Source organism: Kitasatospora atroaurantiaca, assembly GCF_007828955.1.
GTDB lineage: Bacteria > Actinomycetota > Actinomycetes > Streptomycetales > Streptomycetaceae > Kitasatospora > Kitasatospora atroaurantiaca.
Map to the genome: position 1 here is coordinate 4,246,246 of NZ_VIVR01000001.1, position 15,762 is coordinate 4,262,007.

Below are 15,762 nucleotides of genomic sequence, written 5' to 3' on the forward strand. Positions count from 1 at the left end.
GGCAAGTCTTGCCCGGGATCGGCGACGGATTGGTCTCGAAAGCCACCCGAATCGGTACCGGTCCCGTCATTCGCTCGCACCGGTCCCGTCATCCGCCGACGGCGATCATCGTCCCCTGCAGCAGTGCGACGTCCTTGCCGGGGACCCCGTCGGTGACCGACCGCACCTCGGCGGAGACCACCGTGACGGTACGCCCCGCCCGGACCACCGTGCCCGTCGCCCGGAGCCGTTCGCCGACCCCCGGGCTGAGCAGGTTCAGCTTGAACTCGACGCTCAGCACGTCCTTGCCCTCCGGCATCAGGGAGAGCGCCGCCGCGCCGGCGGCCGCGTCCGCCAGCGTGCTGATCGCACCGGCGTGGACGTAGCCGTTCTGCTGGGTCACCTCGGGCCGCACCGGCAGGTCCAGCACCACCCGGCCTCGGGCGAGTTCGACGATCTCGACGCCCAGGACGGTCAGCAGCTGCTGGCCCTGGAGATTGCTGCGCAGGCGGTCGACGACGGTGTCCATCGGGTGTTACTCCTGGGTAGCGCGGTGCGTGGGTGACACCCTGCGCCCTGGGCCGCCACCGCGTCAAGCAGTGGGGCCGGAGGCCTGGGGCCAGGCCTTCAGCCCCTCCGTCAGCACCCGGACCAGCCGGTCCTCGGTGACCGCCAGGTCCGCCGCCAGCCGGAACGCCCCGCCGGTGGTCAGCGAGGCGAAGCCGTGCGCCGTCGAGCGCACCGTCCGGGCCGCATGGATCGCCTCCTCGCCTTCCAGCCCGTACCCGCGCAGCACCGCCAGGATCACCCCGACCAGCCGGGCGGCCGCCTGCGTCAGGTCGGCGTCCTCCTGCGGGGCCTGCGGCAGGGCCGCGTAGCGCTGCGGGTACCTGCTCGCGTACCCGAGGTAGGCCCGCAGCAGCGCCTGCACCGCGTCGTCCCCGCTCCGGCCGACCACGGCGGTGGCGAGCTGCTCGGCGAGTTCCTCGGTCACCCGTACCGCGATCAGACGGCGGAGTTCGGCCAGGCCGCCGGTGACGTGCTTATAGAGGGAGGGGGTGGCGACGCCCGCCCGGGTGGCAACGGCGGCCAGGGTGAGCGCTTCGGCGCCCTGTTCGTCGATCAGCTCCAGGGCATGGGCGACGACGGCGGCGGGGGTGAGTCCGACCCTGGGCATCAGGCGACCTCGTGCAGGAAGGGGAGCAGGGCATCGGCGGTGGCCTGCGGGAACTCCGCCATCGGGTAGTGCCCGGCACCGTCGATCATCACCTTACGGGCCTTCAGGGCCTGGGCTTGGCGCTCGGCGACCGCGGCCGGCTTCGGGAAGTCCGGGTCCTTGCTGCCCATGATCACCAGGGCGGGGCAGCTCACGGCCTCGCTCCAGCCGACCGGGGACGGGTCGCCGTCGGCGTAGCCCTTGGTGGCGACCTTGCGGCCCGGGGTTCGCAGCGCGGCTACCAGCGCCGTGCGGTACTCCTCGAAGTCGGCGGGCTTGGCGGTGGGATAGGCCAGCTTCTGGTACCTGCCCCAGATGGCGGGGAAGCGCAGGGTGGCGGCGCCGAGCGTCTTGGCCAGGCCGCGCTGGAAGGCGTTCTGCGGCAGGTTCTCGATGAAGGCGTCGATCAGGGCGATGCCGGCCACCCGCTCGGGGGCCTGGCCGGCCGCCCTGACCACGGTGGCGCCGGTGTAGGAGTTGCCGACCAGGACGGCGCGCTCGATGCCCAGGTGGTCGAGGAGGGCCAGCACGTCCTCGGCGATCGCGGCGGGGGAGTAGTCGTCCCAGGCGATCGAGGACTCGCCGAAGCCGCGCAGGTCCATGGTGATGACCCGGCGGCCGGCCGCCGTGAGCAGCGGGAGCAGGTGCCGGTACGCGGTGCGGGAGTCCCACATGCCGGGGAGCAGCACGACGGGGGTGCCGGTCGCGGCGTCGGTGTCCTTCGCCGAGTCGTCGAAGGCGAGCCGGCCGCCGGGGATGTCGAGGAACTGGGTGCTGGTCATTGCGAGCCTCCTTGGGCGTCTGCTGATAGCCATAAAGCTATGGCTAATAGCTTTAGCCGTCAAGAGGGCGCGCGGTGGATGTTGTACGGTGCGGCGGAGTCGAACCCCGAGGAGCCGTCATGCCGTTCATCAACGTCAAGCAGCTGGCCGGCCGAAGCGATGAGCAGAAGGCCGAGATCGCCCGCGAGCTCACCGCGACCTACGCCCGGATCACCGGGGTGAAGCCGGAGAACATCTGGGTGGCGATCGAGGAGATCCCCGCGCAGAACTGGTCGGCGGGCGGCGAGACCTACGCCGAGAAGGCCCACAAGGCCGCGGAAAGCTGAGACCCCTCGGAGGTCTAGATGCCCTCCACCTTGAACGGGTCGTGCTCGGCCAGCAGCTTCTCCAGCCGGGCCTGGTCGACCCGGGTGGTGATCTCGCCCGCCTCCTGGCGGTCCCGGATCACCTTGGCGAGCGTGAACGCCGAGGTGATCTCGTACAGCAGGCCGACCGCCAGGAAGGCGCGCATCCAGGCGCCGACCGGGAGGTAGGCGATCCCGAGAGCCAGGGCCGAGGTCGCGAGGGCGAAGGAGATGACGGCCTGGACGAAGTACGCGGCCGTCGTGCGTGACTGCATCGGTGCGTTCATGCGTGAAAGGGTCCCCAACTCCCCTTCACAACACATGAGTACGGATACTCAATTGCCGGTCACCCGCTGTCACGACCGAGCTGGCCAATCGTCACAAATCGCCCATCCTGCCCCGGGGGCGGTGTACTCCGTCCCTCAAGGCGCTTGGAATCACGGGCTCCTGGGATTAACGTCTGATAACGCAGCGCGGTCGGCAACGCCGTACCCGAACGGCACCGTGCGCCGTCGCCTAATCCTCAGGGCCCGCCCGAAAGCGGCAGGCCCGGGAGCCGGGGAACCACCGTTCCTTGGGGTGAATCGGCCGGGCCCCAGAACCCGGCCGTAGGAGACCTTCCTGCTCCGAACCCGTCAGCTAACCCGGTAGGCGCGAAGGAAGGAAAGGAGCGCGCCTCCGTGGCGTCGACGCACTCCCCCGCGAACCCCGCGGCAGCCACCCAGCTGCTCGAACACCCCTGGCCGCAGGCCGCCGACGCCGCCCGGCACCGGGTTCCCCGCCAGCCGCGCAGCGCCGGTCCGCTGATCGGCGTCACCGCGATGGCCGCCTCGCTCGGGGCCACCGGTTTCGCGGCCGCCGGCCAGGCTGCGGCCGCCACCCCGGCGCCGGCCGTCTCGGCTCCTGACGAGGCGTCGGGCAGCGCCCTTGCCGCCGACCCCGGCCTCGCCCTCGCCGCCCGCATCCAGCAGCAGGCCGACGGGCAGCGCACCGCCGAGGAGTCCGCCCGGCTCGCCGCCGCCGAGGAGGCCGCCGCCAAGCGTGCCGCCGTCCGGCAGGCCGAGGCCCGGGCCGAGGTGGGGCCGGAGCAGGCCGGACCCGGTACCTTCACCCTGCCGACCGCCGGGTACACCCTGACCGCGCACTACGGCCAGTCGGCCTCGTACTGGGCGCACCTGCACCCCGGTCTCGACTTCACCGCCCCCACCGGCGCCCCGGTCACCGCCGTCGGCGCCGGCACCGTCACCTCGGCGGGCTGGTCCGGGTCGTACGGGTACCGGGTGATCCAGACCCTGCCCGACGGCACCGAGATCTGGTACTGCCACCTCTCCTCGATCACCGCCGCCTCCGGCACGGTCGCCCCGGGCGCCGTCCTCGGAAAGGTCGGTGCCACGGGCAACGTCACCGAGCCCCACCTCCACCTGGAGGTCCGCCCCGGCGGCGGCGCGCCGATCGACCCGCTGGAGTGGCTGCGGGCCCACGGCGTCAACCCCTGACATACGGAGAGCCCCGATGCGTCCACCGGCCGGTGGACGCATCGGGGCTCTGTCGTGGGATCAGGAGGACGGGGTGATGCCCCAGCCGTAGTTCGAAGCCAGGCCGAGCTGCCCGACGACGGTCTTCGCGGTGGCCCTGACCGCCAGATCGTACTTGTCGGTCGCGACGACCGAGACCGTCGCGCTGCCGTTGACGGCCTTCACGGTGCCGCAGCCACTCGGCCCGCAGTAGACGAACGAGTCGACCTGGTCTCCCGGCGCGGTGCTCGCGGTCGTACCGGTGATGGTCAGCTTGACCGTGTCGCCCTGGTGGATCTCCTTGGCGTCGGTGGCGACACGGGGATCGTCCGGAACGCCGAAGGTACCGACCTTGAAGGTGCACGGGAGGCTCGGCTCCGAGGCGTGGGTGCCGTCGGTGCTGTACGTGTACCAGGTGTAGACGGCCCCGGGCGTCAGGTTGGTGAGCCGGGTCTGCTGGAAGGCCGGATCGCCGGCCACCTGGTCACTGCGGTGGTTCTCGGTGCCCTCGGGGCCGGTGAGGACGAACTGCCCCCAGATGGGCCCGGTCGAACCGGGGACCGCCGCCACCCGCGAGTGGAGGTCGAACACCCGGTCCGTCGCGGTGACGTACTTGGGCTGCGCCAGCCCCAGGACGGCCGGGGCGCAGCTCGGAGCGCCCTCGTACCGGACGCCGTAGTTCAGGTCCGAGGGCCCGTTCAGCGGCATCTTGAAGTAGCCGAACACGTCGGCCACGACGTTCACGGTGCCGAACCGGTTGTAGATGTCGATGCTCCCGTTGTTCCCGACCGGCACGATCACCAGGTTCGAGGTGGTCGTACGGGCCCGGAAGTTGAGGTTCGACGTGGTGGGGCGCGGTGCGTTGCTCGGGGAGACCGTCAGGTAGCTGTCGGCCGTGGCGTCGGTGGCGGTCACGTTGAGCACGACCGCCGTCGTCCCGGTCAACGGCACGCCGTTCCGGCCGGGGACGGTGAGCCAGATGTGGCTGTCCGGGCCGATCGGCTGAGTCGTCTGCCAGCCCAGGCCGGACCGGGTGTCCAGCACGCGCTTGGGCGAGACCGGGGTGAACCCGGCGCCGGTCGGGGCCGACTGGTAGTAGCCGAAGACGTCGGCGACGGCGTCGACGCTCCCGCTGAGGTTGTAGATGTCGACACTGCCGTCCTCGCCGAGCGGGACGGTGACCAGGTTGGGGACGGTCTGGTCGGCCACGAAGTTGAGGTTCGAGGTGGCGGGCTGCGTCGTGCCGTGCGGATAGACCGTCAGGTAGCTCGCGGCGGTCGCCTTCGTCGCGGTCACGTTGAGCACCACGGCGGTGGCGCCCTTGGCCGGGACGGCGGAGGTGCCCGCGACCTTCAGGTTGAGCGTCGAGCCTGCGCCGATCGGCGCCTTGGTCCCGGTACCGACCGGACCTCGGGTGTCGAGCACCCGGCTCGGGGCCACCGGCACGTACGAGGAGCCCGGCGTGGCGGAGCTGTCGGAGTAGTAGCCGGCCAGGTCGGCGATGACGTCCGCGCTGCCGCCGAAGTTGTAGAAGTCGACGTACCCGTTGGTGACCGGCACGGTGACCAGGTTGGGGACGGTCTGACCGGCCACGAAGTTGAGGTTCGAGGTGGTCGGCCGCGCGATGCCGTCCGGGTAGACCGTCAGGTAGCCGGCGGCGGTCGTCCCGGTCACGGTGACGTTCATGACCACGGCCTTGGCATCCGCGGGCAGCTGGGTGGCCACCTTGATGGCGGCACCGCCCGGCACCGGGGTCGTCCCGGGGACACCGATCGCGTGCCGGGTGTCCAGGATGCGGGTGAGCTCGGTCTGCACGAACTTGCCGGGCTGCGCCGGCGGCGGCACGGGGGCGTCGGCGTGCGGTGCGACGTTCGGCGCGGTGTTCAAGGTGGCGGCGGGGGCGGCCGAGGCCGGCGTCGCAGCGGCGGCCAGCGCCAGCGCGGTCAGCCCGGCCAGCGCGAAGCGGCCCAGACGGTGCGGGGAGGTTACGTGGGCGGAAGCCCGGTCCATCGACTACTCCAGGGACGAGAGACGGTGCCGGGCCGCCGAGGTACGGCTCTGCGTCGGCAGCCCGCGCAGCACAGTGCGCCACGGTTGCCACTGGAGTCCCCCCAGCCAGACACAGGGCCCGGCAGAACACTTGTACCAGGCGCTGAAGACCGGATCCCCACCGGGGCCGATCACACTTTGGCAAAAGGTCGCCCCCGGAGGGCCCTCGTGTCCTCAGGCCCCACCGCATACGCCGAGAGGGCGCCCACCGGCTCATCGGCGGGCGCCCTCTCCGCTCACTCAGTTGAAGTAGTACCCCGCGAGGTCGGCGACCAGGTCGACATCGCCCGCGAAGTTGTACAGCTCGATGGTGCCGTCGGCGCCAACCGGCACCAGCGCCAGGTTCGGCACGACCTTCCAGGCCGGGAAGTTCACCGTGGAGGTGCCGGGCCGGGTGGTGCCGCCCGCGTAGGCCGTCACGTAGCTGTTCGCCGTACCGCTCACGGCGGTCAGGTTCACCAGCACAGCGGTGACGTGGTCCGGGACGGTCCCGGCCGAGCCGCCCAGCTCGCGGCCCGCCACCTTCACCCGCAGGGACTTGCCGGCGCCGAGCCGGGCCACGGGCGCTCCGTTACCGGTCCGCGTGTCGAGCACCCGGCTGGGCAGGGTGAAGACGAACGGGTGGTTCTGGGCATCCAGCGGCGTGAAGTAGCCCACCAGGTCGGCCACCAGACCCACGCCTGCCGAGAAGTTGTACAGCGAGACCTTGCCGTCCTTGCCGATCGGGACGATCACCAGGTTGGCGGTGTCCCGCCCGGCCCCGAAGTTGAGGTTCGAGGCGGTCGGCCGGGCGCTGCCGGTCGGGTAGACCGTCACATAGCCGGCCGAAGCGGGCGCGGCGGCCGTCACGTTGAGCATCACAGCGGTGGCACCGGCGGGGACCCCGGCGGTACCGGTGACCTGCAGATCGACGGTCGCGCCGTTGCCGACCTGCGTCTGCTGCGGCGAGCCGGTGCCGTACCGGGTGTCCAGAACCCGGGTCGGGGTGGTGCGGTTGAGGCTGCTCGGCTTCTCCGGGCCGCCGCTCGGGCCGTCGAAGTAGTAGCCCTGGAGGTCGGCGACCAGATCGGTGCCGGCCGAGAAGTTGTACAGCTTCACCGAGCCGTCGGAGCCCACCGGCACCACGACCAGGTTGGACACCGTCTGCCCCGCCTCGAAGTTGAGGTTGGAGCTCGTCGGCCGCGGCATGCTGTCCGGGTACGCGGTCACGAAGCCACCCGAGGACGGATTGACCACGGTCACGTTGAGGACGGCGGTGGTCATGCCGACTGCGGTGTTGGGCAGCCCGGCCACCCCGCGCAGCTTGAGCCTCAGCTCGCCGCTCGCGCCGACGCGCTGCTTGGGCGCGCCGGTACCGTACCGGGTGTCGAGCACGCGGGTGGGCGTGAGCGGGGCATAGACGGCGCCTACGGTGGTCTGCTGAGTGGCGGAGGACGTCCGGCCGATGCTGTCGGTCTCCGTCACCGTGACGGTGTAGGTGCCCGTCTTCGAGTACAGGTGCACGCTGCTGTCGTAGGTCGAATCCGTGGGCTGCGTCGCGTCGCCGAAGTCGTACACCCGCTTGACGATGGGCCAGTCGTGCGCCGAGGCCGAGCTGTCGGCGTTCACACCCATCGCGGCATGGGAGTAGGTGTCCGGGCCGACGGTCAGTGCCGCCTGCAGCGGAGTCGGCGGGACGACCGTGACCATGCCGGGCGAATGGACCGTCGTCACCGGGCCGAACGGAGAGGTGACCTTGGCGGCGATGCTGTAGAACGGGCCGGATGCGACATGGTCGTACGTGTGGTCCGCGTACGGCTTGTCGGTCGTGACCGGCGCACTGCCGTCGCCGAAGTCGAAGGTGTACTGCACCGGGACGGTACCGGCGCTGGTCACCGGGACGATGGCGTGCACCGGCAGCGGAAACGGCCCACGCGGGTGGTCGACCTCGACGGCGTCCCCGAGCTGGAGGGTGTTGGTGAGCTCGAACGCCCCACGGTCGTGCGTGGATCCGTTGAGAGGCTTCACCAGCACGTCCCGGGTCCGGCTGGCGAGCTGCAGGTCGGTCGGCAGCTCACCGGGCGCGACCGGGTTGGCCGAGTCGATGGCCGGCGAGCCCTCGGCCAGGTGCGGGAACCACGGGTCGGGTGCGGAGAGTTGCGGGTCGGCGTAGAGCTCGTGCGTGCCCTGGCCGCTCTTCGCCTGAAAGTCCTTCAGCGAGTATGCGACACCGCCCCAGGAGTACGGCTCGCTGTCGGCAGTCGGCTTGAGCAGGTTGTAGTCGATCGTCGTCTGCTGAGCGGACGAGTCCGCCACTGCGATGTCGGGATCACTGCTCGTGCCGAGGCAGGGCATACCGCTTGTCCACTGGGACTGGTCCCGTGCGCTGATGTTGTTCTGGACGGAGGAACCTGTGGAGCCTCCGTTCAGCACGATGGCGGAGCCGCACGGCCAGATGATCGTGTTGCCGGTGATCACCGTGCCAGGGGCGTCCTGCACGTCGATCACCGGACCGGCCATGCCGTGCACGTAGTTGGTGGTGAAGACGGTGCCCGTGACACCCGCGCCGATGCTCACGGCCGAGCCTGCGGAGAACTGGAACTCACTCCGACGGACGGTGATCTCGCTGCTCAGGCCGTTGATCGCCAGCGTGACCGGCGCCTTCGTCCCGGCCTGAGGGATCCGGTTGCCCTGGAAGCCGCTCTGCTCCACCGTCACCCGGCTGGAGTCGGTGATCGTCAGGCCGGTCGTGTAGCGGCTGTTGAACGCACCCTGGGTGAACACCACATCGTGGGCTCCCTTGACGGTCACGGACTTGGTGCGCAGCCCCTTGTAGGTGACCGGGTGGTCCTTCATGCCCGAGGCGGTGATGACCAGGTCCTCGTTGTAACTGCCGCCCGAGGTCTGCACGGTCTGACCAGGGAAAGCCGACTCGGAGGCCGACTGCAGGGTGCAGAACGGGACGGCTTCGCTGTGGACGTGGACGGGGTCGTCCGTGCAGTCGGGCGAGGTGTTGTTGACGTACACGATGGCGTCGAAGGCGCCGGCCTCCGGGCCGGTCACCGCGGCGAGCCCGCCGGTGGCGAGCACGAGCGCGGTGACCGCGGCGAGTTGTCTGGGACGCATGCGAAACTCCGGTGAGAGGCTGCTACTGCCAGCGGACGTAGTAGGTGAAGATGGTCGGCGCGCCCGTCCAGCCGGAGGCGGTGAAGGCCTGGACGTAGAGGGCCTGGCTGCCCCACTGACCGGTGGTCAGGTTCACCGTCGCCTTGCCGTTCACTGCGGGGATCTGGGAGCAACCGACCGAAGGAGCCTGGTTCATGGCGTAGCAGAAGCCGCTGATGTTCTTGCCGTCGGTCGAGCCGGTGGAGGTCGCGGTGAAGGTGAAGGTCAGGGGCATGCCCTGGAAGATCTGCCCCTCGACGCCGTTGGAGGTGACGGTCACTCCGGTGATGCGGGAGTCGCCGTCCACCTGGAAGAAGCACGGCTTGCTGGGGGCGGAGGACGTCTTGCCGTCGGTCGCGTAGGCGTACCAGCTGTACGCACCGCTCACCGGCTTGGCGAGCCAGACGCTCTTGTTCGCGCCGAAGCCCGAGGTCGCCGAGTAGTTGCTGATGTTTCCGGCCGGGTCGGTCACCACGAACCGGACCTGGATGTCGGACGGCTGCTGAGCCGAGCCCTGGAACGGTCCCGGCATGGCGCCCACGGTGGCGGAGTCGCCCTCCGAGACGGGCTGCCAGGGCCCGGGAGCGGGTGCGCCGCACTGGCCGTACTGGCTGGTGCCGGTGCCGAACTTCAGGTCCGTCGGGCCGCCCGCCGGGTCGGTGAAGTAGCCGAAGAGGTCGACGATGACGTCCGTCGAGCCGGCGAAGTTGTAGATGTTGATCAGCCCGGAGTCGTCGACCGGGACGACGACCAGGTTGGGGATGGTCTGGCCGGCGGTGAAGTTGAGGTTCGAGGTGGTGGGACGGCCGGTGCCGTTGCCGGGGAAGACCGTCAGGTAGCCGCCGGCGGTGGCGCGGGTGGCGGTGACGTTGAGGACGACGGCGGAGACCTTGGTGGTGCCGAGGCCGCCGAGGGCGGTCGACAGGTTGAGGGTGGCGCCGGGACCGATGGGGTGGTTGCCGTCCGCGCGGGTGTCGATCATGCGCTTGGGGCCGGTCGGGGTGAAGCCCGCGCCGGTCGGGGCGCTCTGGTAGTAGCCGAAGATGTCGGCGACGACGTCGACGTTGCCGCTGAGGTTGTAGATGTCGACGCTGCCGTCCTCGCCGAGCGGGACGGTGACCAGGTTGGGGATGGTCTGGTTGGGGCCGAAGTTGAGGTTCGAGGTCGTCGGCCGCTCGGTGCCGTGCGGGAAGACGGTGAGGTAGCTGCCGGCCGTCGCCCCGGTGGCGGTGACGTTCAGGACGACCGCAGTCGCGCCCTGCGCGGGGATGCCCTGGGTGCCCGCCAGCTTGAGGTTCAGCGTCTTGCCGCCGCCGACCGGCGCCACCGTCGGCGTGCCGATCGGCTTCCGGGTGTCGAGTACGCGGCCCGGCGCCACCGGCACGTACGAGGATCCCGTCGTCGCGGCGTCGTCGGTGTAGTAGCCGGCCAGGTCGGCGATGACGTCGGCGCTGCCGCCGAAGTTGTAGAAGTCGACGTAGCCGTTGGTGACCGGGACGGTGACCGAGTTGGGGATGGTCTGGCCGGCGGTGAAGTTGAGGTTCGAGGTGGTCGGCCGCTGGGCGCCGTCCGGATAGACCGTCAGGTAGCCGCTGCTGGTCGGCTTGGTCACGGTGACGTTCATGACCACGGCCTTGGCGTCGGCCGGGAGCTTGGTGGCGACCTTGATGCTCGTGCCGCTGGGCACCTGGGTGTCGCCGGGGACGCCGATCGCGCTGCGGGTGTCCAGGATGCGGGTGAGCGGGGTCTGGACGAACTTGCCGCTCTGCGCGGGCGGCGGCACGGGGGCGTCGGCGTGCGGGGCGGGCACGGGGGTGGCCGCGGTGGCAGGCGTGGCAGCGGCAGCCAGGGTCAGCGCCGCGACCCCGGCGAGCGCAAGACGGCCAAGCCGGTGGGAGGCGGGTACGAGGGCGTAGGCCCGGTCCATCGTGTGCTCCAGTGACGAGAGATGAGCTGCCGGGGGCGAGCCGGGGCACGGCTCGGCGGCGGCAGTCGGCGCAGCACAGAGCACCACGGCTGTCACTGGAGTCCCCCCGGCCGGACACAGGGCCCGGCAGATCTCACTTTCTATCAGCCAGGAGTGATCGAATTCGGCCAGATGGGATCACACTTTGGCAAAAGGTCGCCCCCGGAGGGCCGTTACGCCTCCTGCTCCGACAGGTACGCCTCGATCTCCTCGGTGCCCGGCTCCGGAGCCAGGTCCGGGTACTCCTCCACCAGCAGCGCCGGCAGCCCGGGCACCGTCCACTCGCCGCACAGCCGCAGCGCCTCGGCCGCCACCGCTGCCTCGAAGCCGTCGAAGTCGCCCGACAGCTCGGACGGCATCGGCAGGCCGAGTGCGTTGAGGCCGGCCAGGTTGCGGTAGCTGCGCTGCATCAGCCGGTTCTCGAGGAGCATCCGCGCGCCGTCCGTGGCCATCCCGATGGACAGCAGCCGGGTACGGCCCCAGCCGCCGTCGTCCTCCACCCGGTCGAGTGCCTCCAGGGAGTCGAAGGCCGCGACCCGCTCCTCCTCGCTCAGCTCGCGGAAGGCGTCCAGCCAGGCCCGGACGGCCGCCGGGTCGGCCGTGTCCACCCCGTCCGCCCGCAGCAGCAGCGCGTACAGGCGCGGCCAGGTGACCAGGTGCGGCTGGCGCAGCAGCCCGCAGAGCAGCTCCCCCTGCCACTCCGCCTCGGCGTGCAGCCGTTCCTGCCGCTTGGCGTTCAGCCGCTTCGTCGCCCGCTGATGGTCGATCAGCAGCCGCACCGCCCGCCCGTACGCCTCCGGATCGGCCTCGGGCTGCACGTACATGTACAGGCGCTCGTACAGCAGCTGCTCCACCACCGGCGAGCTGAGCTCGGGGTAGCCGTCGTGCATCCGCCCGTCCCCGAGTTCCAGCAGCGTCAGCACCGCCCGCAGCGCATCCTCGGGCACCGGCTCCAGGCCCTCGTCGGCGGCCCAGGCCAGCAGGTCGGTGGCACGGGTACGCGGGGCGAGCTGCAGGTCTTCGTCGTTCACCCTCAAACGGTATCCGCTGCGACCGGCGTAGGGTCGGGCGGCATGAACCACGTACGGCTCACCGGCCCGCGCCTCGCGATCCGCGAGTTCCACCTCACCCCGAGTGACGTGGACGCCCTGCATGCCATCTTCGGCGACGCCGAGACCGCCAGGTACCTGCCGTTCGAGCCCCGGGACCGTGAGAACTGCGCCGACCAGATCGAGCTGTACCTGGAGGAGGCCGAGAAGGACCCGCGCACGGTCTACCGCCTCGCCGTCACCCTCCTCGCCGACGGCGAGCCCGAGTACGCCGTGCCGGTCGGCAACGCCGTCCTCGGCATCGAGGGCGATCGCGCCGCCTTCCTCGGGTACGCGCTGCGCCGGGACACCTGGGGCCAGGGCTACGCGAGCGAGATCACCGGGCTGCTCTGCGACTTCGGCTTCGGCGCCCTCGGCCTGCACCGGCTGGCCGCCCGGGTCGACCCGGAGAACGCCGCCTCCTCCCGGGTGCTCACCAAGGCCGGCTTCCAGCTGGAGGGCCGGATCCGGCACGACCTCTTCCTGCGGGACACCTGGTACGACTCGCTGCAGTACTCGCTGCTGGAGGACGAGTGGCGGAGGCCCGCCGGATGACGGGGGTGGGGAGAACCCCACCCCGAACCGGCCAGCGGGCTCCATACCGGCGGCGGCGCGGCTCCGGCACCTTGGAGTGGTGAGCACGGATGACACCGAGGGGCCTGCGATGACCACCAGCACCATGAGCCACGCCGAGTACCGGCTGCCGCACGGCCACCAGAGCGGCGAGGAGCGCGGTCCGTCGTTCCGGCGGGCCCCGTTCGCGGCCGCCACCTACCGTGAGCTGGGCTTCCTGCTCAGCGGCCTGCCCATCGCCGTCGCGGGGTTCAGCTTCGTCGTGATCCTCTTCTCGGCGGGCCTCGGCCTGGTCGTCACGATGCTCGGCCTCCCCGTGCTCGCCCTGCTGCTCTCGGGGGCCCGGGGCTTCGGCGCCCTGGAGCGCAACCGTGCCCGCACCCTGCTCGCCACCGACGTGACCGCCCCCGCGCCCGTCCGGCCCACCCGAGAGGGCTTCTGGGGTGGTGTCACCGCCCGACTGGCGGATGCCGCGGGCTGGCGGGCGGCGCTCTACCAGGTGCTGATGTTCCCGTGGACGGTGCTGAGCTTCTCGGTCTCGCTGACCTTCGTGATCACCGGCTGGGTGGTCGCGCTGTACCCGCTCTACCACTGGGTCTTCGCCCGCTACACGTCCTGGCCCGGCTACCGGGTCTTCGACTTCACCAAGGACGGCAAGCACTACGAGTACTACGTCACCTCGCCGCTGCAGATCGCAACGGTGTCGGCGATCGGTCTGGCCCTGGTCTTCCTGACGCCTCTGCTGAACCGGGCGCTCGCCAACGTCCATCGGCTGGCGGTCCGAGGCCTGCTCGGAGCCCGCTGACGGAGAGGGCGCCCGCTGATGGGAAGGCGCCGGTACGACGACAGGCCCGGCAGAGAATCTGCCGGGCCTGTCGTGTTACTGAGTAGCGGGGACAGGATTTGAACCTGCGACCTCTGGGTTATGAGCCCAGCGAGCTACCGAGCTGCTCCACCCCGCGTCGTTGCCCTCACACTATGCGTTCCCGCCCGGTAAAGCGAATCAATTGGATTCGGCGGCCCGAGCAGCGGATTCGGGCCCGGCGGGCCACCGTCCCGAGCCGAAGGGCGCGCCGCTGCCGAAAAGGAGGAGCGACAAGCGAGCGATGGGGGTCCCCCCGGCCGAGGGCTGGGGGAGAGTGCCGGAGCCTGGGGGCACCTCCCAGCCGCCAGGCTGGGGGAGAGTGTCGGCAGGGGGTACGAGCGCCCGGAGGCGAGTGGGCGACCAGCATGGTCCGATGGGGAGGCACGCCGCCGCCCCAGGAGTCCCCGTGAGCACGCCTGCCATGCTGATCACCTCCCGCCCGCTCGACGAGTACTGCCAGCTCTTCGGCCTCACCCGCAGTGAACTGAGCGCGGTGCCGGGCCCCGTTCTGGACTGCCCGGGCGGCGCCGCCGGCCTCGCCGCCGAGGCCGGCGAGCTGGGCGTCCGGGTGATCGCCACGGACCCGGCGTACGCGGCGCCGCTGCCCGCCCTCACCGCCCTCGCCCGGGCCGGGCGGGACGCCATGGCCGCCGCGATGACGGCGACCCCGCACCTGTACCTGTCGCCCCGTCATCTCCCGTACGACAAGTACCTGCGCAGCTGGGACCGGGCCCGCCGGCTCTTCGCCGCCGACAGCTCCGCCCACCCCGAGCGCTACGTCGCCGCCGCGCTGCCCCGACTCCCCTTCGCCGACGGCTCGTTCGCGCTCACCCTCAGCTCGTACCTGCTCTTCGCGTACCCGGCGCTCTTCCCGCCGGCCGGCCAGCTCGCCGGCTTACTGGAACTCGCCCGGGTCACCGCCCCCGAGGGCGAGGTCCGGATCTACCCCCTGCACGACGGCACCGGCCGCCGCTGCCGGCACCTCGACGAGCTCCGGGCCGCCCTGGGGAGGCGTCAAGTCTCCAGCGAGGTACGGCGGATGGCCAGACCGGGCGACGGCCGGACCCGCCGCGTCCTGGTGCTGCGCGCCGCCGACCACCGCCGCCGGAACGGCCGGCAGCACTGAAGAGCTGACGGTCAGTCGGCTTTGGCGGCCTGCGCCGGGACGGTGCTCTGCGGGACCCGCCGCAGCACCTCCTCGGCGACCACGCGCCGACGCGAATAGGGCGGCACGGTACGGGGGTTGCGCATCTTGTACGCCACCGCCTCGCGCAGCCTGGCCTTCTGCGCCTCCGGCAGGTCGGGGAGGGCGACGGCCTCGCGTGCGGCCAGCAGGGCCTGCAGCAGTTCGAACGGCGAGAGGTGGCGGTCGATCGCCTTGACGATCAGGTCGACGTTCTCCGCGTCCGGGCGGCCCTGGAGCAGGGCGAGCGCCTGGACGCGCAGGCCCTCCACCCCGGTGTCGAAGAGCTTCCGGACCTCAGCCGGGCTGAACTCCAGGGAGCCCGCCGCGATGGCGGTCTGGCTCACCGAGTCGGCCAGCGTCTGCCGGTCGGCGGCGGACAGGGCGCGCGCCAGCAGTAAACGGGTGAGCAGCCAGCCGGCCAGAAAGCCGAGCACGGTGAAGTACACCGCGAGCGACGCGGCGAAGCCGGCCGCGCCCTCGTCGCCGCCGACCACCGGGGCCAGCGCGTCGCCGAGTTGGCGCAGCCGGTGCGGAAGGGTGCCGATCTGGGTGAGGCCGGCGCCGAGCAGGATCTTCGTCAGCCAGTCGGAGACCTGCTCCAGATTGGTGTTCGGGGCGTAGCTCGCCGTGGAGGTGGCGCTCTGGTCGGCGGGATGCGCGGCCGCACCGCTGGTGAGCAGTCGCGGTATGCCGAAGAGGAAGCCCAGTCCGCCGCCGGCCACCGTGAAGGTCGCGGCCACCATCAGCCCGCCGCCGAGGACGGCCGGCCAGTCCTCGCTCGCCGCCGAGTACAGCGTCAGTCCGAGCAGTCCGGCGCCGAGTACCGAGCCGAGTCCGATCTTCACCGGCGGAGTGAGCTCGCCGTGACGTTCGAGTTCCACCGACTGCCTCCCCCGAGCGGCCCGTACAGGCACACCGGTCGTTCCGGTCCGTACGGTCGTCGCCGACTGTAGCGGAACGGCGGCAGGCCGGACAGGGAGCGCGGGAACGCAGACGGCCCGTGGGCTGCTCCTCGGCACACCGAGCCCGTCGACTGGCTCGGCGGCCGAGGCACCG

Annotated in this window: 14 protein-coding genes, 1 tRNA gene and 1 riboswitch; of the genes, 5 read left to right on the forward strand and 10 right to left on the reverse strand. The window is 71.3% G+C overall.

Going from position 1 to position 15,762, the window contains the following annotated elements; all coding sequences use genetic code 11:
- Window positions 1–88 precede the first annotated feature (88 nt).
- The 3 genes from FB465_RS19545 to FB465_RS19555 form a co-directional block, all read right to left on the reverse strand.
- The gene (locus FB465_RS19545) at window positions 89–508 is read right to left on the reverse strand and encodes a PaaI family thioesterase (protein WP_145792361.1); all 420 of its coding nucleotides are present in this window, start codon (window positions 506–508) and stop codon (window positions 89–91) included.
- Window positions 509–571: 63 nt separating this feature from the next.
- Entirely contained in the window at window positions 572–1,156 is a 585-nt protein-coding gene (locus FB465_RS19550) for a TetR/AcrR family transcriptional regulator (RefSeq protein WP_145792363.1), read from the reverse strand.
- Window positions 1,156–1,977 (reverse strand): alpha/beta fold hydrolase, encoded by an 822-nt coding sequence (locus FB465_RS19555; protein WP_170290640.1) that lies wholly within the window; start codon window positions 1,975–1,977, stop codon window positions 1,156–1,158. Before FB465_RS19555 ends, FB465_RS19550 begins: the two co-directional genes overlap by 1 nt.
- Window positions 1,978–2,096: 119 nt before the next feature.
- Here FB465_RS19555 and FB465_RS19560 point away from each other — a divergent pair, with 119 nt between their 5' ends.
- Complete coding sequence (locus FB465_RS19560; RefSeq protein ID WP_145792367.1) at window positions 2,097–2,303, forward strand: tautomerase family protein; 207 nt, start codon at window positions 2,097–2,099, stop codon at window positions 2,301–2,303.
- Between the two features lie 14 nt (window positions 2,304–2,317).
- Here FB465_RS19560 and FB465_RS19565 read toward each other — a convergent pair whose 3' ends face one another.
- Window positions 2,318–2,608: a YiaA/YiaB family inner membrane protein gene (locus FB465_RS19565; protein WP_145792369.1), complete on the reverse strand. Its 291-nt coding sequence runs from the start codon at window positions 2,606–2,608 to the stop codon at window positions 2,318–2,320.
- A 216-nt stretch (window positions 2,609–2,824) separates the two neighbouring features.
- A riboswitch (cyclic di-AMP (ydaO/yuaA leader) is annotated at window positions 2,825–2,989 on the forward strand.
- A gap of 12 nt (window positions 2,990–3,001) precedes the next feature.
- Between FB465_RS19565 and FB465_RS19570 the strand changes: the two genes are divergently transcribed.
- Window positions 3,002–3,817: a M23 family metallopeptidase gene (locus tag FB465_RS19570; RefSeq protein ID WP_145792370.1), complete on the forward strand. Its 816-nt coding sequence runs from the start codon at window positions 3,002–3,004 to the stop codon at window positions 3,815–3,817.
- 60 nt (window positions 3,818–3,877) lie between these two features.
- Here the strand turns inward: FB465_RS19570 and FB465_RS19575 are convergent, their stop codons facing one another.
- From FB465_RS19575 to FB465_RS19590, 4 genes are all read right to left on the reverse strand, one after another.
- A complete protein-coding gene (locus FB465_RS19575) occupies window positions 3,878–5,845 on the reverse strand; it encodes a hypothetical protein (RefSeq protein ID WP_145792372.1) in 1,968 nt (655 codons plus the stop codon).
- A 279-nt stretch (window positions 5,846–6,124) separates the two neighbouring features.
- On the reverse strand, window positions 6,125–8,989 hold the full coding sequence (locus FB465_RS19580) for a right-handed parallel beta-helix repeat-containing protein (RefSeq protein WP_145792374.1): 2,865 nt from the start codon (window positions 8,987–8,989) through the stop codon (window positions 6,125–6,127).
- A 22-nt stretch (window positions 8,990–9,011) separates the two neighbouring features.
- A complete protein-coding gene (locus tag FB465_RS19585) occupies window positions 9,012–10,955 on the reverse strand; it encodes a hypothetical protein (protein ID WP_145792376.1) in 1,944 nt (647 codons plus the stop codon).
- A 212-nt stretch (window positions 10,956–11,167) separates the two neighbouring features.
- The gene (locus FB465_RS19590; RefSeq protein WP_170290641.1) at window positions 11,168–12,025 is read right to left on the reverse strand and encodes a hypothetical protein; all 858 of its coding nucleotides are present in this window, start codon (window positions 12,023–12,025) and stop codon (window positions 11,168–11,170) included.
- Window positions 12,026–12,067: 42 nt separating this feature from the next.
- On the opposite strand from FB465_RS19590, the gene FB465_RS35905 reads away from it, so the two are divergent.
- Both FB465_RS35905 and FB465_RS19600 read left to right on the forward strand, forming a co-directional pair.
- Window positions 12,068–12,637, forward strand: coding sequence for a GNAT family N-acetyltransferase (locus tag FB465_RS35905; protein ID WP_170290642.1), 570 nt, complete (start codon window positions 12,068–12,070; stop codon window positions 12,635–12,637).
- Between the two features lie 109 nt (window positions 12,638–12,746).
- Window positions 12,747–13,460 (forward strand): sensor domain-containing protein, encoded by a 714-nt coding sequence (locus FB465_RS19600; protein ID WP_145792381.1) that lies wholly within the window; start codon window positions 12,747–12,749, stop codon window positions 13,458–13,460.
- A gap of 83 nt (window positions 13,461–13,543) precedes the next feature.
- Here the strand turns inward: FB465_RS19600 and FB465_RS19605 are convergent.
- Window positions 13,544–13,617 (reverse strand) — tRNA-Met (locus tag FB465_RS19605).
- A 309-nt stretch (window positions 13,618–13,926) separates the two neighbouring features.
- Between FB465_RS19605 and FB465_RS19610 the strand changes: the two genes are divergently transcribed.
- A complete protein-coding gene (locus FB465_RS19610; RefSeq protein WP_145792382.1) occupies window positions 13,927–14,646 on the forward strand; it encodes a class I SAM-dependent methyltransferase in 720 nt (239 codons plus the stop codon).
- Window positions 14,647–14,657: 11 nt separating this feature from the next.
- Here FB465_RS19610 and FB465_RS19615 read toward each other — a convergent pair whose 3' ends face one another.
- Entirely contained in the window at window positions 14,658–15,587 is a 930-nt protein-coding gene (locus FB465_RS19615; protein WP_145792384.1) for a hypothetical protein, read from the reverse strand.
- Window positions 15,588–15,762 lie beyond the last annotated feature (175 nt).

Coding starts and splice junctions, on each gene's coding strand:
- FB465_RS19555 (WP_170290640.1), bottom strand. CDS start 1,977: ATGACCAGCACCCAGTTCCTCGACATCCCCGGCGGCCGGCTCGCCTTC.
- FB465_RS19560 (WP_145792367.1), top strand. CDS start 2,097: ATGCCGTTCATCAACGTCAAGCAGCTGGCCGGCCGAAGCGATGAGCAG.
- FB465_RS19550 (WP_145792363.1), bottom strand. CDS start 1,156: ATGCCCAGGGTCGGACTCACCCCCGCCGCCGTCGTCGCCCATGCCCTG.
- FB465_RS35905 (WP_170290642.1), top strand. CDS start 12,068: ATGAACCACGTACGGCTCACCGGCCCGCGCCTCGCGATCCGCGAGTTC.
- FB465_RS19565 (WP_145792369.1), bottom strand. CDS start 2,608: ATGAACGCACCGATGCAGTCACGCACGACGGCCGCGTACTTCGTCCAG.
- FB465_RS19580 (WP_145792374.1), bottom strand. CDS start 8,989: ATGCGTCCCAGACAACTCGCCGCGGTCACCGCGCTCGTGCTCGCCACC.
- FB465_RS19585 (WP_145792376.1), bottom strand. CDS start 10,955: ATGGACCGGGCCTACGCCCTCGTACCCGCCTCCCACCGGCTTGGCCGT.
- FB465_RS19600 (WP_145792381.1), top strand. CDS start 12,747: ATGACCACCAGCACCATGAGCCACGCCGAGTACCGGCTGCCGCACGGC.
- FB465_RS19575 (WP_145792372.1), bottom strand. CDS start 5,845: ATGGACCGGGCTTCCGCCCACGTAACCTCCCCGCACCGTCTGGGCCGC.
- FB465_RS19545 (WP_145792361.1), bottom strand. CDS start 508: ATGGACACCGTCGTCGACCGCCTGCGCAGCAATCTCCAGGGCCAGCAG.